14 protein-coding genes are annotated in these 17886 nt (G+C 70.9%); 10 read left to right on the forward strand and 4 right to left on the reverse strand.

What is annotated here, in order from left to right; translation table 11 throughout:
- The first annotated feature begins 2 nt into the window (after positions 1–2).
- From kynU to AMK27_RS05870, 8 genes are all read left to right on the forward strand, one after another.
- Positions 3–1334, forward strand: coding sequence for a kynureninase (kynU, locus tag AMK27_RS05835; RefSeq protein WP_079188214.1), 1332 nt, complete (start codon positions 3–5; stop codon positions 1332–1334).
- Between the two features lie 179 nt (positions 1335–1513).
- The gene (locus AMK27_RS05840) at positions 1514–3292 is read left to right on the forward strand and encodes a hypothetical protein (RefSeq protein WP_073903102.1); all 1779 of its coding nucleotides are present in this window, start codon (positions 1514–1516) and stop codon (positions 3290–3292) included.
- Between the two features lie 101 nt (positions 3293–3393).
- Complete coding sequence (locus AMK27_RS05845; RefSeq protein ID WP_079188215.1) at positions 3394–4848, forward strand: amino acid permease; 1455 nt, start codon at positions 3394–3396, stop codon at positions 4846–4848.
- A gap of 272 nt (positions 4849–5120) precedes the next feature.
- Positions 5121–6338 carry a phospholipase D-like domain-containing protein gene (locus AMK27_RS05850; RefSeq protein WP_073903107.1) on the forward strand — a complete coding sequence of 406 codons (1218 nt, stop codon included), beginning with the start codon at positions 5121–5123 and terminating at the stop codon, positions 6336–6338.
- Between the two features lie 305 nt (positions 6339–6643).
- Entirely contained in the window at positions 6644–8197 is a 1554-nt protein-coding gene (locus AMK27_RS05855) for a PP2C family protein-serine/threonine phosphatase (protein ID WP_073904005.1), read from the forward strand.
- The gene (locus AMK27_RS05860; RefSeq protein WP_073903110.1) at positions 8194–9279 is read left to right on the forward strand and encodes a cobalamin B12-binding domain-containing protein; all 1086 of its coding nucleotides are present in this window, start codon (positions 8194–8196) and stop codon (positions 9277–9279) included. The genes AMK27_RS05855 and AMK27_RS05860 overlap by 4 nt, the downstream gene beginning before the upstream one ends.
- A 26-nt stretch (positions 9280–9305) precedes the next feature.
- The gene (locus tag AMK27_RS05865) at positions 9306–9686 is read left to right on the forward strand and encodes an STAS domain-containing protein (RefSeq protein WP_308190012.1); all 381 of its coding nucleotides are present in this window, start codon (positions 9306–9308) and stop codon (positions 9684–9686) included.
- 49 nt (positions 9687–9735) lie between these two features.
- Complete coding sequence (locus tag AMK27_RS05870; protein WP_073903116.1) at positions 9736–10239, forward strand: MarR family winged helix-turn-helix transcriptional regulator; 504 nt, start codon at positions 9736–9738, stop codon at positions 10237–10239.
- A gap of 16 nt (positions 10240–10255) precedes the next feature.
- On the opposite strand, the gene AMK27_RS05875 is transcribed toward AMK27_RS05870, so the two are convergent.
- Both AMK27_RS05875 and AMK27_RS05880 read right to left on the reverse strand, forming a co-directional pair.
- Entirely contained in the window at positions 10256–11434 is a 1179-nt protein-coding gene (locus AMK27_RS05875; RefSeq protein ID WP_107425479.1) for a PP2C family protein-serine/threonine phosphatase, read from the reverse strand.
- Positions 11435–11647: 213 nt separating this feature from the next.
- Positions 11648–13006: an MFS transporter gene (locus AMK27_RS05880; RefSeq protein WP_079188216.1), complete on the reverse strand. Its 1359-nt coding sequence runs from the start codon at positions 13004–13006 to the stop codon at positions 11648–11650.
- A gap of 109 nt (positions 13007–13115) precedes the next feature.
- Here AMK27_RS05880 and AMK27_RS05885 point away from each other — a divergent pair, with 109 nt between their 5' ends.
- Complete coding sequence (locus AMK27_RS05885) at positions 13116–13577, forward strand: winged helix-turn-helix transcriptional regulator (protein ID WP_073903121.1); 462 nt, start codon at positions 13116–13118, stop codon at positions 13575–13577.
- A gap of 186 nt (positions 13578–13763) precedes the next feature.
- Here AMK27_RS05885 and AMK27_RS05890 read toward each other — a convergent pair whose 3' ends face one another.
- Together AMK27_RS05890 and AMK27_RS05900 are read right to left on the reverse strand one after the other, a co-directional pair.
- Positions 13764–15101, reverse strand: coding sequence for a sulfatase family protein (locus AMK27_RS05890; RefSeq protein ID WP_241847320.1), 1338 nt, complete (start codon positions 15099–15101; stop codon positions 13764–13766).
- 654 nt (positions 15102–15755) lie between these two features.
- Positions 15756–16490: a DUF7873 family protein gene (locus tag AMK27_RS05900; protein ID WP_073903131.1), complete on the reverse strand. Its 735-nt coding sequence runs from the start codon at positions 16488–16490 to the stop codon at positions 15756–15758.
- A gap of 192 nt (positions 16491–16682) precedes the next feature.
- On the opposite strand from AMK27_RS05900, the gene AMK27_RS05905 reads away from it, so the two are divergent.
- The gene (locus AMK27_RS05905; RefSeq protein ID WP_079188217.1) at positions 16683–17870 is read left to right on the forward strand and encodes a spore photoproduct lyase family protein; all 1188 of its coding nucleotides are present in this window, start codon (positions 16683–16685) and stop codon (positions 17868–17870) included.
- The last annotated feature ends 16 nt before the right edge of the window (positions 17871–17886 follow it).

The raw sequence follows: 17886 nt of genomic DNA on the forward strand, positions 1-17886 counted from the left end.
TCATGCCTGACGGAACACCGAACGGAACACCGAACGGGAACCCCACCGCGACGCCCGTCGAGACCCTCGACGCCGCAACCACCGAGAAGCTCACCGCCGCGCGGACCGAACGCGCCGCCGCACTGGACGCCACCGACCCCCTCGCCCACGTCCGGGACCGCTTCCTCCTCCCCGAAGGGGTCGTCTACCTCGACGGCAACTCCCTCGGCGCGCTGCCCGCGGCCGTGCCCCCGGCCGTCGAGGACGCCGTGCACCGGCAGTGGGGCACCGACCTGATCCGCTCCTGGAACGCCAACGGCTGGTGGGAGGCGCCGGTGCGGACCGGCGACGCCGTCGGCCGGCTGATCGGCGCGGCGCCGGGCCAGGTCGTGGCCGGGGACTCCACCAGCGTCCAGCTGTTCAACACCCTGCTCGCCGCGGCCAGGATGCGCCCGGGCCGACGCCTGATCCTGACCGACCCCGACCACTTCCCCACCGACCAGTACATCGCCGACTCGGTCGGCCGCCTCCTGGACCTGGAGGTCCGCCGGGTACCCGCGCGCGAGGCCGCCGCGGTGCTCGCAGCCGAAGGCGCGGACGTCGCGGTCGCCGCCTACGCCCCGGTGGACTACCGCACCGGCGAGCTGTACGACATGGCCGCACTCACCGCGGCTGCGCATGCCGCAGGCGCCCTGGCGCACTGGGACCTGTGCCACGCGGCGGGCGCCCTGCCGATCGCACTCGACGCGGTCGAAGCGGACTTCGCGGTCGGCTGCGGGTACAAGTACCTCTCGGGCGGCCCCGGCGCGCCGGCCTTCGCCTACGTCGCCGCCCGCCACCAGCGGGCCTTCGACCATCCCCTCACCGGCTGGCACGGGCACGCCGAGCCGTTCGCCATGTCCGGTGCGTACGCCCCCGCCGAGGGCATCACCCGGGCCCGTATCGGCACCCCGGCCCTGCTCTCGCTGGTCGCCCTGGAAGCCGCGCTGACGGCCTACGACGGCGTGGACATGGCGTCCGTACGAGCCAAGAGCCTCTCCCTCACCGGGTTCTTCCAGGAGTGCGCCGACTCCCTCCTCGACGGCCTCGGCTTCACCATGGCCACCCCGCGCGAGCCCGGACGCCGCGGCAGCCAGGTCGCCCTGCGGCACCCGGAGGCGTACCCGCTGGTCGCCGCGCTCACCGCGCGCGGGGTGATCGGCGACATGCGCGCCCCCGACCTGCTGCGGTTCGGCTTCAACGCCCTCTACCTCAGCCACGCGGACGTGCTGCACGCCGTGCGCGAGCTGCGGGACATCGTGCTCACGGGCACGCACAGGGCCGCCGCGTACCAGCAGCGCCCGACGGTCACCTGACCCCTCCGCACCCCCCACCCGGCTCGCGCGATCCCCGAGGTCACCGCACGCAGCCGACCACCGCGCGACCGGGCCCACGCCGCTCGGTCACCCCGCCGTGCCGGCGTACCGCGTCGTGCACCGACACGGCCGACACCCCTCGTACGTCCGTTCTCCGCCGCCGAGACCCTAGGACAACCATGCGATCACTCCGCACCAGAGCGACCCTGGCCACGGCCGTCGCCGCCGCCACCGCCGCGAGCCTCCTCGTGCCGGGCAGCTCCGGCGCCACCACCGCGGTCACCGCCGCGAAGACCGCCTCCGACCCGAACATCCCGGAGGTCTGCGCCGACCGGCGCCCCGAACCGGCGGACCCCGGCGCGTACGGCATGCAGCTGGACGACACCTTCCGCCACCCCGCCCTCACACCGGTCGACGAGGAGCACGAGCACTCGTTCCCGGGTCGCAACAAGGACTACGACACCCGCTCGTACATCAAGAACATGAAGGTCGAAGCCGCCTACGAGGGAGCCGACTTCACCCCCGACTACTTCCACACCTGGCAGAACATCGTCGACTTCGACGGCCGCCGCTACATGTTCCAGTACGACCGCTCCGAGGGCCGCGTCTACGACATCACCGACGTGAGGAAGGTGAAGGTCGTCGAGCGCATGAGCCGCCAGGACGTGGACGGCGACGAGACGCGGGCCAACGGCACCTGGGCGGCCGGCGACTACTGGGGCGCCTCCACCATCCAGTGGAACAAGAAGCTCGACGCCTACGTCATGGTGCAGAGCTTCGAGGACAAGCGGCAGATCCAGGAGCTCACGGACGACCCCGCGCACGACAAGTACAACAACCCGGAGGGCGTCAGGAAACTGCGCGAGAAGCCCGGACTCAAGGGCTTCAAGGTCTTCCGGCTGGACGGCCCCCGCAAGAAGGACTGGAAACTCCTCGCCACCGTCTCCACCGACGCCACCCAGAAGGACCCGCTCAAGAGCGACCCGAGCACGGCGCAGCAGGGCTCCGGTTCCCTCGACACGCCGTACTGGACCGGTCAGCGGTACATGTTCATCGCGACGGCCCCCGACGACACGTACTCCCGCACCGAGTACCCCACCAACCTGCACTCGGCCGGCTACCAGTCCTGGGACATGGCCGACCCGGCCCACCCGAAACTGCTCGACACCTGGCACCTGCCGGGCCAGCGCACCGGTGAGGACGCGGCGTACCGCAAGAACCCGCGCTGCGGCAACCGCACCAGCTGGATGGGCGCGCGCATGCCGCTCTTCATCCCCAAGCCCGTCGAGCAGGGCGGCCGTTACGCGTTCGCGGCCATGGGCGGCTACGGCCTGACCGTCCTCGACATCTCGAACCCGGCCGACCTGAGGACCGTCAGCCACCTGGACCTGCCGCCGTCCGTCGCGGGCACCGAGGGCGACAACATCGACGTCTCGCAGTACGAGAGGACCGGGATCGTCTACTACTCCGGCTACCCCCTCACCGAGGACTGTTACGAGCCCTACAAGGACGTCTACCAGATCGACGCGAAGGACCCGAAGAACCCCCGTGTCGTGGGCGTGCTGCCGCGCCCGACCCCGCCCGCGTCGGCCGGCTTCACCGACTTCTGCCAGCGCCGCGGCAGCTTCGGCCCCAAGCGCACCGGCTCCTACACCAACCCGGGCCGGCACACCCCGGGCGTGCTCGGCTACGGCTTCTACAACGCGGGTGTGCAGTTCTTCGACGTCTCCGACCCGGCCGCACCGAAGATCGACGCCTACTTCGTCCCCAAGGCGTACGGCGGCGGCACCCCGGACTACGCGTACGGCAACCAGACCCACGGGGTGTACGTGGAGTGGGACCGCAACATCGCCTGGGTGCTGACCAACCACGGCATCTACGCGCTCTCCTCGCCGAAGGTCCTGGGCAGGCCCGACCTGAACCGGCCCGAGAAGCCCTTCCGCACCAGCGAGTTCTGACTCGCGGCTCGCCGTCGGGGCCGGCCGTGCCGGCCCCCTCGGCCCCTCCCACCCCCACGGGACCCTCCCGCTCCGCACCCCCGTACCGAAGGACTCCTGCCATGACCGCTCCGGAAAGACCCGCCCAGGACCCGGCGACCGCTCCCACCCCGACGTCTGTGCACGGCGAGACGGGTGAGTCGGCGAAGGCCACGGGCCTCGTCCGCTCCCTCACGCCCCGCCAGACGACCATGATCGGCCTGGGCTCCGCGCTCGGCACCGGCCTGTTCCTCGGCTCGGGATCGGCGATATCCGCCGCGGGCCCCGCGGTGATCCTCTCGTACGCCATCGGCGCCGTCCTGGTCGCCGTCATCGCGGTCCTGCTGGGCGAGATGTCCGCCGCGCATCCCGTCCAGGGCTCCTTCGGCGCCATCGCCCACACCTACCTCGGCCCGTGGGCCGGCTTCGTCACCCGCTGGACGTACTGGTTCAGCGCGGTCGTCGTGATCGGCACGGAGGTCGTCGCCTCCGCGCTCTACATCCGCTGGTGGTGGCCGGGCGTGCCGATGTCGGCGGCCATCCTCGCCGTCGCCGCGGTGGTGCTCGCGGTCAACGTCATCAACGTGAAGTCCTTCGGCACCACCGAGTTCTGGCTGTCCACCATCAAGGTGACCGCGCTCTGCGCGTTCATCCTGTGCGCGGCGTTCCTCGTCTTCTTCGGCCTGCCGGACACCCCGGCCACCGGCTTCGCCCACCTCACCGACGACGGCGGCTTCATGCCGCAGGGCGCCAAGTCCGTCTGGATCGCCATGTCCGTGGTCATGTTCGCGTACGCCGGGTTCGAGGTCGTCGCCATCGCCGCGGCCGAGGCCACCGACCCGCAGCGGTCCATCCGCACCGCGATGCGCCAGCTCGCCTGGCGGCTCAGCGTCTTCTACGTCCTGGCGATCACCCTGGTCGTGGCCCTGATCCCATGGCGGCGCCTGGCCGCCGGCGACGGCAGTGTCGAGGCGAGCCCGTTCGTGCGGGTCTTCTCCGACATCGGCGTCCCTGCCGCCGCGACCCTCACCAACATGGTCGTGCTCATCGCGGCCGTCTCCGCGGCGAACGCCCATCTGTACGGCGCCTCCCGGCTCCTGCACTCCCTCGGCGACGACGGCCTCGCCCCGGCGCCCCTGGCCCGCCTCACCTCGCGCGGCGTCCCCGCCAACGCCCTGGCCGCCTCCACCCTGGGCATCGCGGCCGCCGCCCTGCTCGCCTTCTACGACATCGGCGGCATCTTCGGCATCCTGATGTCGATCGCCCTCTTCGCCGTGCTGCTCGTCTGGCTGCTGATCCTCGCCTCGTACATCGCCTTCCGGCGGCACCGGGACACGCATCCCGAGGAGTTCACGGGGTTCAGCGTCCCCGGGGGCAGCAAGCTCGCCGTCGTGGCCGGGGTGGGCGTGCTGGCCGTCGCCGCCACCGCGGTCGAGGTCCCGGACATGCGCCAGGCGGCCGGCATCGGCCTCGCCTTCACCGTCGTCCTGCTCGCCTGCTACGCCCTGACCTCGCTCCGCCGGGCCCGGAGGACCTGAGCGACGGCGGGCCCGGAGCGATCGGGGGACTGCGGGCCCGGAGGATCAGAGCGACGGCGGATCCCGTGGATCCGTACGACGGCGGGCCGGATCACCGGCCCGCCGTCGCCGTGTGGAGGCACTGCACGTCGAAGGCAGGTCTGGACGGCCGACTCGGGGGTAGGCGTGGCTGCGCGCGCGAACCGATCGCGCGCAGCAGAACGACCCTGCCGCTCGATCGCCGTACCGGATCGACGGCAGTCGTCGCCCCCCCGGACACGTACAGGTGGAGAATGTCCCAGACAATTGAGCACACGGTCACGGACGGCCCCGAGGGCCCGGCCGCGGAACTCTACGAGGCCCGTTCCCTGCGGCTGAGACGCAGGCTGGAGCGGCTCATCGGCATCGCGGCCACCGAGGGGAACTCGCTCACCGCGCTGCGCAACGGCGACGAGATCTTCCACGCGATGCTCGCCGCGATCCGGGGCGCGGAGCACACCGTCGACATGATGACGTTCGTCTACTGGCGTGGCGACATCGCGCACGAGTTCGCCGAGGCACTCGCCGAGCGTGCCCGCGCCGGCGTACGGGTGCGGCTCATGCTGGACGGCTTCGGCTGCCGGCTCATCGAGAAGAAGGAGCTGGACCTGATGAGCGAGGCCGGGGTGGACGTGTCCTGGTTCCGCAAGCCGCTCCTCCTCTCGCCGCTCAAGCAGAACCACCGGTGCCACCGCAAGGTCCTGGTCATCGACGAGCGCACCGCGTTCACCGGCGGCGTCGGCATAGCCGAGGAATGGTGCGGCGACGCTCGCAACGAGAACGAGTGGCGCGACACCCACGTCCAGGTCACCGGACCGGCGGTGGACGGCCTGGCCGCCGCCTTCGCCCAGAACTGGGCCGAGTGCCACGACGAACTCTTCGACGACCGCGACAGGTTCGTCGACGGCGAGCACCGCGGCGACTCCGTCGTCCAGGTCGTCCGCGGCTCCGCCTCCTTCGGCTGGCAGGACATGCAGACCCTGATCCGCGTCGTCCTGGAGTCCGCTGAGGAGCGAGTCCGCCTCACCACCGCCTACTTCGCCCCCGACAGCTACTTCACCGGACTCCTCTGCGACGCCGCCCGGCGCGGCGTCGCCGTGGAGATCCTGCTGCCCGGCCCGCACACCGACAAGCGGGTCTGCCAGCTCGCCGGGCAGCGCTACTACGAGGACCTGACGGCCTGCGGTGTGAAGATCTACCAGTACCAGCCGACGATGCTGCACGCCAAGACCATCACCGTCGACGGGATCGCCTCGCTGGTGGGCTCGACCAACTTCAACCGGCGCTCGCTGGACCACGACGAGGAAGTCATGCTCGCCGTCCTCGACCGGGAGTTCACCGCCACCCTCGACGGCCACTTCGAAGAGGACCGGAGCAAGAGCGAGCAGATCCAGCCCGGCCGCTGGAAGCGTCGCGATCTCCTGCAGCGGGCCATGGAAGCGGCCGTCGTGCCGATCCGTCGCTTCCTGTGAGAACGGCCCAGCGGCGCGGCGTGTCGGCGCCGGTGCGGCCGACGCCGCATGAGCGCAGGTCAGAGCGCCCGCGTGGTCCGTGCGGCGCGGCCGGTGGGGCGAGGTCCGCTTGCCAGGGGGCGACGCCGTAGGGGAATGTTGTCTTCGAGCAACGTTTCGTCGAGTCGATGAGGTGAGGGATCCGCACAGCGGTTCCTATACTTTTGGATCACACCCGAGCGCGCAGCGTCGCGGAGCCGGAATCCGACTTCCCCTGGGGTACGGCTCCCTACCCGGTCCTGGTTGTGGACGCCCGTGGCACCCTCGTGCGGTGCAACAAGGCGGCTGCCGTGCTTCTGCCCCAGGCCACGCCCGGAAGATCCCTGGCCGAAGTGGCCCCTTCCTGGCTCGACGCGGCCCACCGCACGGTTCGTCTTCCTCGCCAGAAACCCGCGACGGAGACGCGGGCGTCGTTCTCGGGTGCCCTGGGCGGGCGCCGGTTCGAGGCACATCCCAGCGTGCGCGACGACGGCACGATCGCCTGGTGGCTGGTGGACGACACCGATCATCAGCTGGTCCGCGACGCCCTGCACCTGGAGCGGGAGCGGACCGCGTTCCTCGCCAAGGCCTCCAGCGCCCTGCTCTCCTCCCTGAACCTGGGGCGCTGCATGGAGGTGACCGCTCGGATGGCCGCGGAGAGCCTCGCCGACGCGGCCCTGGTCATCGCGCCGACGCGCGGGCAGCGGATGCCCGTGGTGACGTGCCTGCGGGGCGGGGTGCCCAGCCTGGCGCACGAGACGGCGGACCCCAACGACGTACCGGGTCTGGGCGAGGCCCTGCGGGGGTTTCCGCCCGTGCCCTCACGGTGGATCGATCCGTCGACGGCGCCGCGGTGGATGGTGCCCGAGGGTTTCGGCCCGGTCGGATCGATGGTGATCACACCGCTGCCCGGGCACGGCGTCCCGGCCGGTGCCCTCGTCCTGCTGCGCAGGGCACGCAGCGGCGCCTTCACCGAGGAGGAGGAGGTCTTCGCCCAGCTGTTCGCCGCTCGCGCGGGAGCGGCCATGTCGGCCGCCCGCCTCTACGCCGAGCAGACCGCCATCACCGAGGTGCTCACCCGCGAACTCCTGCCCCCGGCCCTGCACCAGGTGTCCGGCGTGGATTTCGCCGGCGGCTACCGGCCGTCCGCCGACCACGAGCGCGTGGGAGGCGACTTCTACGACGTGCACCCCGCCCCGGTCGAGGGCGAAGCCTCGCTGGTCGCTCTCGGCGACGTCTGCGGCAAGGGGCTGGAGGCCGCCGTCCTCACCGGCAAGATCCGCAGCACGCTGCACGCCCTGCTGCCCCTCGCGGACGATCACCAGCGGATGCTCTCCCTGCTCAACACCGCGCTCCTGGACTCCCGTCACGCACGGTTCGCGACCCTGGTCCTGGCTTCGGCCGTCCGCCGCGGCAGCGGAGTGGACCTCAGACTGACCAGCGCCGGCCACCCTCCGCCGCTGATCGTCCGCGCGGACGGCACCGTCGAGGAGGCGGACACCCACGGAACCCTGGTCGGGGCCATCCACGAGGTGTCCGCCCACACCGCTGCCGTCACCCTCGCCCCGGGGGAGTGCTGCGTCCTGTACACCGACGGCATCACCGAAGCCAAGGGCGGCCCGATGGGCGGCGTCCTGTTCGGGGACGAGCGGCTCAGGCGCGCCCTCTCCACCTGCGCGAGCATGCCCGCCGAAGGCATCGTCGAGCACGTGCAGATGCTGGCCGCCCAGTGGGTCGGTGAACGGCATCACGACGACATGGCCGTCGTCGTGATCGCCGCGCCCCGAACACACCATCTGAGCGCGGTGAACGGACACACTCGGGGCAGATTCACCGGATGAACACGACTGTCCCGACCCGCCTTCCGTCCCTGGAGCAGCTGGCGGACCACCTGTGGAACTCGGTCTCGGCCGGAGAGGAACGCTCCGCCACCGAGCTGGTGCTGGGTGCCCTCGACGAGGGGACGGACCCGGAGAGCGTCCTGCTCGATGTGATCGCGGCGGTGCAGGGCAAGGTCGGCGAGGAGTGGGCGGCGAACCGGTTCAGCGTCGCTCAGGAGCACGCGGCGACCGCGATCAACGAGCGGGTCATCACCTCCCTCGGCGACCACCCCTCGGCCCGTACGACCGTCACCCGGGGCCGCATCACGGTGGCCTGTGTCGACGGCGAGTGGCATGCGCTGCCCGCCCGGCTGCTGGCCGAGGTGCTCAAGCTGCGCGGTTGGCGGGTCGACTACCTCGGAGCCCAGCTCCCCACTCCGCACCTCATCGCCCATCTCCACACCGTCGGTGCCGACGCGGTCGCGCTCTCCGGCTCCGTCGCCACGAGACTGCCCGCCGCGCACGCGGCCATCGCCGCGTGCCAGGCCATCGGGGTTCCCGTGCTCGTCGGCGGCGCCGCCTTCGGACCGGCGGGCCGGTACGCGCGCCTTCTCGGGGCCGACGTCTGGGCTCCCGACGCCCGAGGCGCCGCCGACCGCCTCGCGCGTGATCCGCTGCCACGCCCCCGGCCCCATCACCGGCAGGGCGACGACCTGCCCCACCTGGCCGACCAGGAGTACACGCTGGTCACCCGCAACAGAGACTCGCTGGTGCGTGCGGTCTTCGCCGGCCTGGACAGTGCGTTTCCCGCCATGCGCCGCTACAGCGAACTCCAGCGCGAGCGTACCGCGGAGGACCTCGCGTCCATCGTCGAGTTCCTTGCCACCGCCCTCTATCTCGATGACGAAGAGCTCTTCGTCGAGTTCATCACGTGGACGGAACACGTCCTCACCTCGCGCGGTGTGCCCGCTCAGAGCCTCCCGCCCGCCCTCCGTCTGCTCTCCCTGGAGCTCCAGGACTTCCCCAGGGCCACCCGAATCCTCCGTACCGCGACGCAAGCAGTCACCAGCCGTCACTCCACCGAAGCCGGGAACACCGCATGACCTCACCACCCCCTGACCATCTGCGCTTGACCGGCGTCGACACCGAGGGCCGTGTCCGCGTCGAGCTCGAAGGCGATCTCGACCACGAGACCGCGGACTTCCTCGTCGACGAGGTGACGGCCCGGATCGCCGCCGTACCCGGGCTGAGGGACCTCCATCTGCAGTGCGGAGGGCTCGGAACGATCGATTCCATGGGCTTGTCCGCCCTGCTGATGATCAGCCGTCGCACCACCGCCGCCGGTGTACGTCTGCATCTGGAGGACCGCCCGGCGAATCTCGACCGAATACTGCAGCTCACCGGTACGCTCGACCACCTCACGGCGCCTCCCGTCGCCGGCGCGGGACAGCAGCCGGCGCATGAGGAGACCGCAGCGCTCCGCCCCACCCGGCCGGACGTCAGCACCTGAGCCACAGCCCGGCCGATCACCGGGCGGAAGAGCAGAGTGAGGGGCCAACATGAGCGCACCGGACGACGCCCCCGGCGGGACGGTTCACGAGGTGACCCAGTCAGCCGGCTCGATAACCGAACTCCTCGACGTGATGTGGGAGCACGCGAGAAACGCCACCGCTGAGGCCATCGGGCCCAGTTCGGCGTCACAACTGCGCCTGATGTACGTCGTCGACCGGCAGGACGGCATCCGTATGCGGACGGTGTGCCACCTGCTGGCCGCCGCGCCCCCGACCGTCACCCGCATGTGCGATCGCCTGCAGGCGATCGGCTACCTCGAACGCATGCCGTCCCCCGACAGCCGTCGCGAGATCGCCCTGCGGCTGACCGGCGCGGGCAAACGGCATCTGCAACGCATACGGGAGCAGCGCGACAGCGTGCTCCACGAGGCCATCGACAAGATGACATCCACGGAACGACGCGCACTGGCCAGGGGCCTCGCGGGGCTCAGCGCCCAGCTCGGCGCCGCCGGTGAGGAAGACAGCAGACCCGGCGTCCACTCGGTGGCGTGAACAGCGAGGCGGGCTGTCAGGGCGACGGTGCCGACGGGCGGCCGAACCAGTCGAGGCAGACCACCAGGGCGTCGTCCTCGGGGTCCGCGTCACGGTAGGTCCTCAGCTCCTCCAGGAGAGCCCGGGGGACCGCGGCGGCGGGCAGGAAGCTGACCGCCTGGATGGCTCGGGCGAGCGCCCGTGTCTCATAGGCCTCTCCCGCACGGGAGACGGCGCCGTAGACCCCGTCGCTGACAAAGATCAGACGGTCGCCGGGCAGAGCCTGGAATTCCTGCGCCTCGTACAGGGTCTCGTCGAACATTCCGAGCGGCTGCTGTGCCTCGAAAGGGACCCGCTCCACGACTCTGTCCCGCTGACGCCACAACTGCGGTGACCCGGCGTCCACCACCTGTACACGCCCGGTGGCGATGTCGAAGAACAGCAGCAGGGTGGAGACGTACTGGGTGCCCCGGTACTGGGCGTAGATGGCCTGGTCGGCGAGCGCGGCCTGGTCGGAGATGCCGATGCCGGCTCTGCGGGCGTTGCGGAGGGCGTTGACCGCCAGATTCGTGAGCAGCGAGGCCTGGATCCCCTCGCCCATTCCGTTGGTGATGGTGAGGGTCAGCGTGTCGGCCGTCGTGGCCCAGTCGAAGTTGTCGCCGTGAATGTTGTAGGCGGGCTCCAGCTGCCCTCCGATGGCGTACTCCCGGCGCGCACAGGAACGGGCGGGCAGCAGTTGCCACTGCATCTCCGCCGCCAGGGTGAGTCGCTTGCTGCGCCGCGCCTGCAGGTACAGATCGGTGTCCCGTTCGGCCACCAGGATCTCGTGACCCAGCAGCTCGGCCAGGCCCGTCAGCTCGTCGACCGCCTCAGGAGTGTGTCTCGACTCGGGAAGGCGCACCGTCAGGATTCCGAGTCTGTCTCCGCGCACGGTCACCGGCAGATGCAGCTCGACAGTCCCGTCCTGGGAGATGTACGTGCCGTACGGTTCCTGGCTGACGAACGCACGGCCCTCCGGACTGCTCCGTACGGCCAGGGGGTGCGCGGTGTGCGGAAGCTCGGTCACCGGCTGGAGGAGGGTGGAGCTGTAGTCGGCGACGAGCAGCTCGACGTCGGTCGCCTCGAAGTGCTGTACGAGCGCCTCACGCAGGGTGCCGAGGAGTTCGTGGGGAGCGCCCGTGCGGAGAGCGCGCTCCACGGCTTGGAAGTGCGTCACGATGAGCGCCGTTCTCCCTGCTGTGCAACCTCTGCTTGTGGCTTCCATCGTATCCCGCGCCGAGGTGTGTCGCGGGGGGTGCCGGAACCCACCGCGGGCGCCGGACCTCGGCAAGCGGCACCGGTGTCCTGGGCCCGGGACGAGTGATCCGACCTGTACCGGGTAGCGGTGTGAACGTGGTGGCCCCGGTCCTGACGGGCGGGGCCACCACCCTCACGCGTCCCCGATGACCCCCTGCGCGCAAGGGACCGAAGGACGGCCGCCGCCGCGCCGCCGCGAGCCGCTCCGTGTCCCGCCGGCCGTGAGGGCCCACACCAGGAACGCGATGCAGCTGATGCCGGCCCCCAGGGCGCAGACCGCACCCCAGCCGGCCGCCGCGTAGAGCGAGGTCGCGGCGAGTGCTCCGGCGGCGCTGCCGATCGAGTAGAAGATCATGTAGCCGCCGATCAGGCGGCTGCCCGCGTCGGGGCGGAGCTCGTAGACGAGGGCCTGATTCGTGACGTGGACGGCCTGCACGGCGAGGTCGAGGACGACCACGCCGACCGCCAGGGCCACGAGCGAGCTCCGTGTGAAGGCCAGCGGCAGCCAGGAGGCGGTCAGGAGCGCGAGGCCGATGCCGGTGGTCCAGGCGGACAGTCCCCGGTCGTTCAGCCGGCCCGCGGCCGTCGCGGCCAGCGCGCCCACCGCTCCGAACAGGCCGAACGCCCCGATCTCCGTGTGGGAGAGCCGGTACGGGTCCTCGCTGAGGGGGAGCGCGACACTGCTCCACAGAGTGCTGAACGCGGCGAAGACGAGCATGCAGAGCAGCGCTCGGAGCCGCAGCAGCCGCTCCGTCGCGAACAGGGTGAAGGTCGAGCGCACGAGCGCGCCGTAGCGCAGCCGCGTGGCCGCTTCGGCGTGACGGGGGATGCTCCGGTGCAGCACCAGGGCGAGCACGACGGTGAGCAGCGCCGAGGCCAGGTAGACGGAGCGCCAGCCGGCGAGGTCGGCCAGGACGCCGGAGACCGTGCGGGCGAGCAGGATTCCGATGACGATTCCGCTGGTCACCAGGCCGACGACCGCGCCGCGCCGGGCGGGGTCCGCGAGCGACGCGGCGAAGGCGACCAGCGTCTGGGTGACCACGGCGAGCAGCCCCACCGCGGCTGTTCCGGCGAGGAGTACAGGGGCGGTGCCGGCGGTTGCCACGGCGACGAGGGCGGCCACGAGGAGCAGGAGCTGGGTGACGACGAGCCTCTTGCGCGCGCGTACGTCGCCAAGCGGTACGAGGAGGAGGAGTCCCGCACCGTAACCGAGTTGCGTGAGGGTGACGACACTGCCGACCAGGGCCGGGGGCATGGTGAGGTCGTGACCGATCGTCACGAGGAGCGGCTGGGCGAAGTAGACGTTGGCGACGGTCGACCCGCAGGCGACCGCGAAGAGCGCGACGAGGGCCCGGGGGAGTGCGGGATCGGAAGCGCCGGGGTCCGGATTGGACACGCCGGGTTCCGGGTCGGAGGCGCCGGGGTCCGGCTGCCGGATGTCCCTCCGCTCCGTGCCGGACTCGTCGGGGCCGGTCCTCTGACGGCAACCCATTCCGTCTCCCTCCACCTCATCTGGTTTCAACTTGCTACCGCGAGGGACGGTAGCCCGGCTTGGTAGCATGTTGCAACCAAGAGGGTGAGGAAGGATGAGGGAGGCCGGCATGGTGAAGAGGACGCGCTTCGACGAGAGCGACTGCCCCGTCGCGCGATCCGTCGACGCCATCGGCGACTGGTGGTCCCTGCTGATCGTGCGGGACGCCTTCGACGGGAGCCGTCGCTTCGGGGAGTTCCAGCGCAGCCTCGGCGTGGCGAAGAACATCCTCACGACACGCCTGCGCGGTCTGGTCGCCGGCGGCGTCCTCGAGTCCGTGCCCGCACCGGACGGCGGCGCGTACCGGGAGTACAGGCTCACTCCCAAGGGAGAGGCGCTGTTCCCCGTCATCGTGGCGCTGCGGCAGTGGGGCGAGGCGAACTTCTTCGAGCCGGGCGAACCGCATTCCGAACTGGTGGACCGGGGTCAGGGCCGCCGGTTGCGCCCGCTGCTGGTGCAGGCGGCCGACGGGAAGGTCATCGGCCCCGACGACACGGTCGTGCACAAAGTCTCTGCGGCCGAGCAGCGGTAGCGGTTGCAGTACGAGACGTGCGTGACGGGGTGGTCGAGGCGGCCGTCCGAGGAGGCACCGGGACCTTCCGGTTCCCGGTGCCAGGCGCCGGGCACCGCCGGCCACCAGCCCACGCCGGGCACGGGCGCGGCCCGGCGATGCGCTTCGACCGCGAAGGCGCCGGCGTCCCGCTCCCCGGAGGTGCCGTCAGGCGGTGCGGTCGGCGGCCAGCGCGGCCGCGAGGCCGGGGATCCCGAGGGCCTGTTCGTCCGCGGGGGTGGCCTGGTGGAGGCTGTTGCGCAGCTGGTACGGGTCCGCCTGGAGGTCGTAGTACTCGCGGAACCGCACCTGTCCGGTGCCGCTCACCGTGCCGGCGGCGTCGGTGTGCAGGTCGTAGTACTCCGTGTACTGGCGGTCCTTGGTGACGTAGGACGACCAGGTGTTCTTCGGATCGGTCCCGTTGCCCTGCTTCCACCACTCGATGAGCAGGTGGTCGCGGGAGTCGGGGCCGAGCAGCGAGCTGCCGTCGTGCGGGGTGTTCGGGGTGATCCCGGCCGCGTCCAGAATGGTGGGGGCGATGTCGATGTTCGCGACGATGCGGTCGTCGGTGGTGCCGCCGCCGAGTCCGCCGGCGGGCCAGGAGAGGTAGAACGGCACTTCGTGGGCCGGACGGTAGGGGACGGCCTTGCCGGTCAGGCCGTGGTCGGCCCAGTTGAACCCGTTGTCGCCGATGTAGATGACCAGGGTGTTGTCGAGTTGTCCCAACGCCGCCAGCTTGTCGCGGAGAGCCTGCACGGCGTCGTCCACCGAGCGGAGGGTGCGGAGCTGCTTGGCCCGGACCGTGCGGCCGTCCTCGAGCGTCTGGGTGGCGTTGCGCACGTACGCGGGCTTGTCGCTGCGGTCGCCCTCGGGCACGGAGGGACGGCCGTCCCAGGCGGGTACGGCGGTTCCGGTGTACTTGGGCTCGGGGGTGAACGGGCCGTGCGAGGCGTACGGGGTGACGTAGGCGAACCAGGGGCGGCTGTCGGTGCGGGACTTGTCGAGGAAGGCGAGGGCCCGGTTCTTGATGACGGTGGTGGTGTAGCCGGGGATGGCCTGCACGGTGCCGTTCACGTTGAACGTGCCGTCCGTGTACGAGGGCCGCAGCAGGGCGAACTCCTCGAAGTGCGGCGGGTTGTCGGCGACGTCCCAGGCGTTGAGGTACTTGCCGAACAGCCCTGTCCGGTAGCCGGCCTGCTTCAGGTACCGCTGCAGGGTGGTGTGCTGGTCGAGGGCGTGGGAGGCGCTGTTGTTCCGTACGCCGTGGTTGTGGGCGAACCGGCCGGAGAAGACCGAGGAGCGCGACGGCGCGCACAGCGGGGTGGTGACGTGCCCGTTGGTGAAGCGCACGCCTTGGTCGGCCAGCCACGCGACGGTCTTGGGGGTGGCCCACTCGGTGTGCTTGGGCTGGTCGTCGGTGACGATCAGCAGCACGTTGGGGCGGGCGGCACCGGCGGCGCGGGCGGGTGCGGCGGCGAGCGCGGGAAGGGCGGCACCGGCGGCCACGGCCGCGGCGGTACCCAGGACTCCACGGCGACTGGGACCGGACAATCTAGACGTGCCCATGACAGGTAGGACCTCTCGTCCATGTGCGGGGTCGGCGGGAAAGGCGCCGAGGAGAGGCTATGGGCGTGCCGGGACGCGTTCCATGCATGGGGCACTAAGGGTTCGTTGCCGGGATGTTGCGGCGACGAGGGAAAGGGAGCGGGCCCGAGGTGAAGGGGGGCTCGTCCGACGGAAAGGCGCCTGTCCTGGGAAAAGGAGCGGGTCCGAGGGCGTAGCCTGCCCCCGGACCCTGTGGATGCCGCTCACATCACACGCCGGCACACTTGAGGACCCGGGTCATTCGTCATTGCGTCGCGTCCTGCCTTTGGACCACCGCCGATCGAGCTCGGCGGACCAGATTCGAACTGGCATTTCGACGCACCAGGGCCCGGGCCCGGTCGATCCGGCGATGAGCGGCGCATGCTGAGTCTGGAGCAATAGTCTGAGATTGACGCGGTCTGCCTCTGCCTGGTTGGGCCATCCCGGCGGGAAGTGCCGGGAGGAGGACTCGAACCTCCACTGGAACCGCGGTGTCACGACAAGGCTCAGCTTCAGCTTTGCGCTCCTCGCGCACCCCGACCGCTTTCCGCGGCCGGGGAGTCTGTGGTGCTCCGGCTAACCGAACAGGTAGCCGAAGACGGCGTCGCCGACGCGCTGGTCGGTGACCTCGGAGCCGTTCGCCTCCTCACGGGCGAACTTCACCGCCTGCTGGAGCTTCTCCACCCGCTCCAGCAACTCGTTGACACGCCGGGCCGGCAGCGCACCCGAGAACTTCACGGTGGTCCAGTAACCGACCGGCACGTCCTCGTAGTAGACCTCGACCTGCGCCGGGTGCTTCTCCGTGGCCTCCGCCTTGACGTGGTTGCGCGGCACCTTCTTCGTACGGACCGTGCGGACCACCTCGGTCTTCCACGCGTCCGTCGACGGGTCCTGCGTCCAGGACTCGGCCGCGTCCAGCACCGGAAGCTTGCGGACGAAGGTGTTGATGTCCGTCAGCTGCTTCTCCAGGAAGAGCAGATAGGCGACGGGCACCTGCTCCACCAGCACCCGCCCGTCGACCGAGACGTCGGCGCGCGCCTCGCAGTTCGCCCAGTCCTTGGTGGCCGTCACATCGAACAGCCGGGTCAGCGCCCGCGCGGTGTCGCGCAGCGCGTCCTCGGCCTTCACCTGCACCAGGGTCGACTCGGGCGGCAGCTGCTCGCCCTCCTCGTCCTTCGGCTGGTACGTACGGGAGATGCCGGCGAGCAACGCGGGCTTCTGCAGGCCGTGGTGGGCCGCCGTCAGGTCCTGGTGCGCCCTGGACTTGACGCCCTTCTCCACTGCGATGATCTGATTGAGTTTCGTTGCCACGTCACGGACCCTAGAACGAACGGTGACGGTTGATCGAACGATTTTCCCCGCGCGGTTCCGGCGAGCGGCCGACCGCCCACCGAAATCGCCGGATTGTCGGCCTCCTCCGTATCCTGGGTGCACGCCTCCGCGAGCCCGCCGGACCCGGCGGCCCGCGTGGACGGCGGGGACGTGCGTGACAGTGGAGTGGAGATGCGACAGAGTTCCGGAGCCCAGCAGCCGGGGGACGACCCCGACGGGTTGTTCAGCATGAGCGACCTCGCCGCCGCCGCGACGCCGGCGGAAGCCCCGGACGGTCGGCGGTTCCGCGAAGGGCCGCAGGCGCGCAGGCTCCTCGAAGTGGAGGAGATCCACGCCGAGCCGGCCGCCGCCGACTCGCTGCGGGGGCGGCAGATCATCGCCCGCTTCCCCGGGGCCCGCCTCGTCGAGACGGAATCCCACTGGCGCATTCCGCACCTGCACGGGAACGAGGGGAACGTCGAGCGGTGGGTGAGGGTCAAGCGCGAGACCCTCGTCCTGGGCGAGCGGAAGTCCTTCGGCATCCGCCCCAACGGACGCTCCGCCGACTGGATCGCCCCGGGGCTCTCCAACGGCTGCGCCATGGCCTGCGCGTACTGCTACGTCCCGAGGCGCAAGGGGTTCGCGAACCCCATCACCGTGTTCACCAACGTCGAGCGCGTCCTGGGCAGTCTGGGCCGCCACATCGCGGGGGTGGGACGCAAGGAGGAGCCCAACCAGTGCGACGAGCACGCCTGGGTGTACGACATCGGGGAGAACGGCGACTGCTCGGTCGACGACCTCATCAGTGACAACACCGCCGATCTGATCCACGCGTTCCGGCGCTGGCCCACGGCCAAGGCGTCGTTCGCCACCAAGTTCGTCAACCCCGATCTGCTCCGGCTCGACCCTCAGGGCCGCACCCGGATCAGGTTCTCCGTGATGCCGCCCGACGACTCCCGGCTCCTCGACATCCGCACCAGCCCGGTCCAGGACCGTCTCACCGCCGCCGCGGACTTCCTCGACGCCGGGTACGAGGTGCACTTCAACCTGTCGCCGGTGGTGATCCGCCCCGGCTGGGAACGGGCCTGGGCCGAACTGCTCCGTGCCATGGACGACGTACTCCCGCGGCGGGTGAAGGACCAGGCGGCGGCGGAGATCATCCTGCTGACCCACAACCAGGACCTGCACCAGGTCAACCTCGGCTGGCACCCGCGAGCGGAGGACGTGCTGTGGCGCCAGGACCTCCAGCAGCCGAAACGCTCCGAGAACGGCAGCTGGAACGTGCGCTACCGCAACACGATCAAGGCGGAGGCCGTCGCCACGCTGACCCGCCTGATCGAGGACCGCACCCCGTGGCTGCGCGTGCGCTACGCCTTCTGACCCCCGGCGCACCCAC

The sequence above is a fragment of the Streptomyces sp. CB02009 genome (assembly GCF_001905825.1).
Taxonomy (GTDB): domain Bacteria; phylum Actinomycetota; class Actinomycetes; order Streptomycetales; family Streptomycetaceae; genus Streptomyces.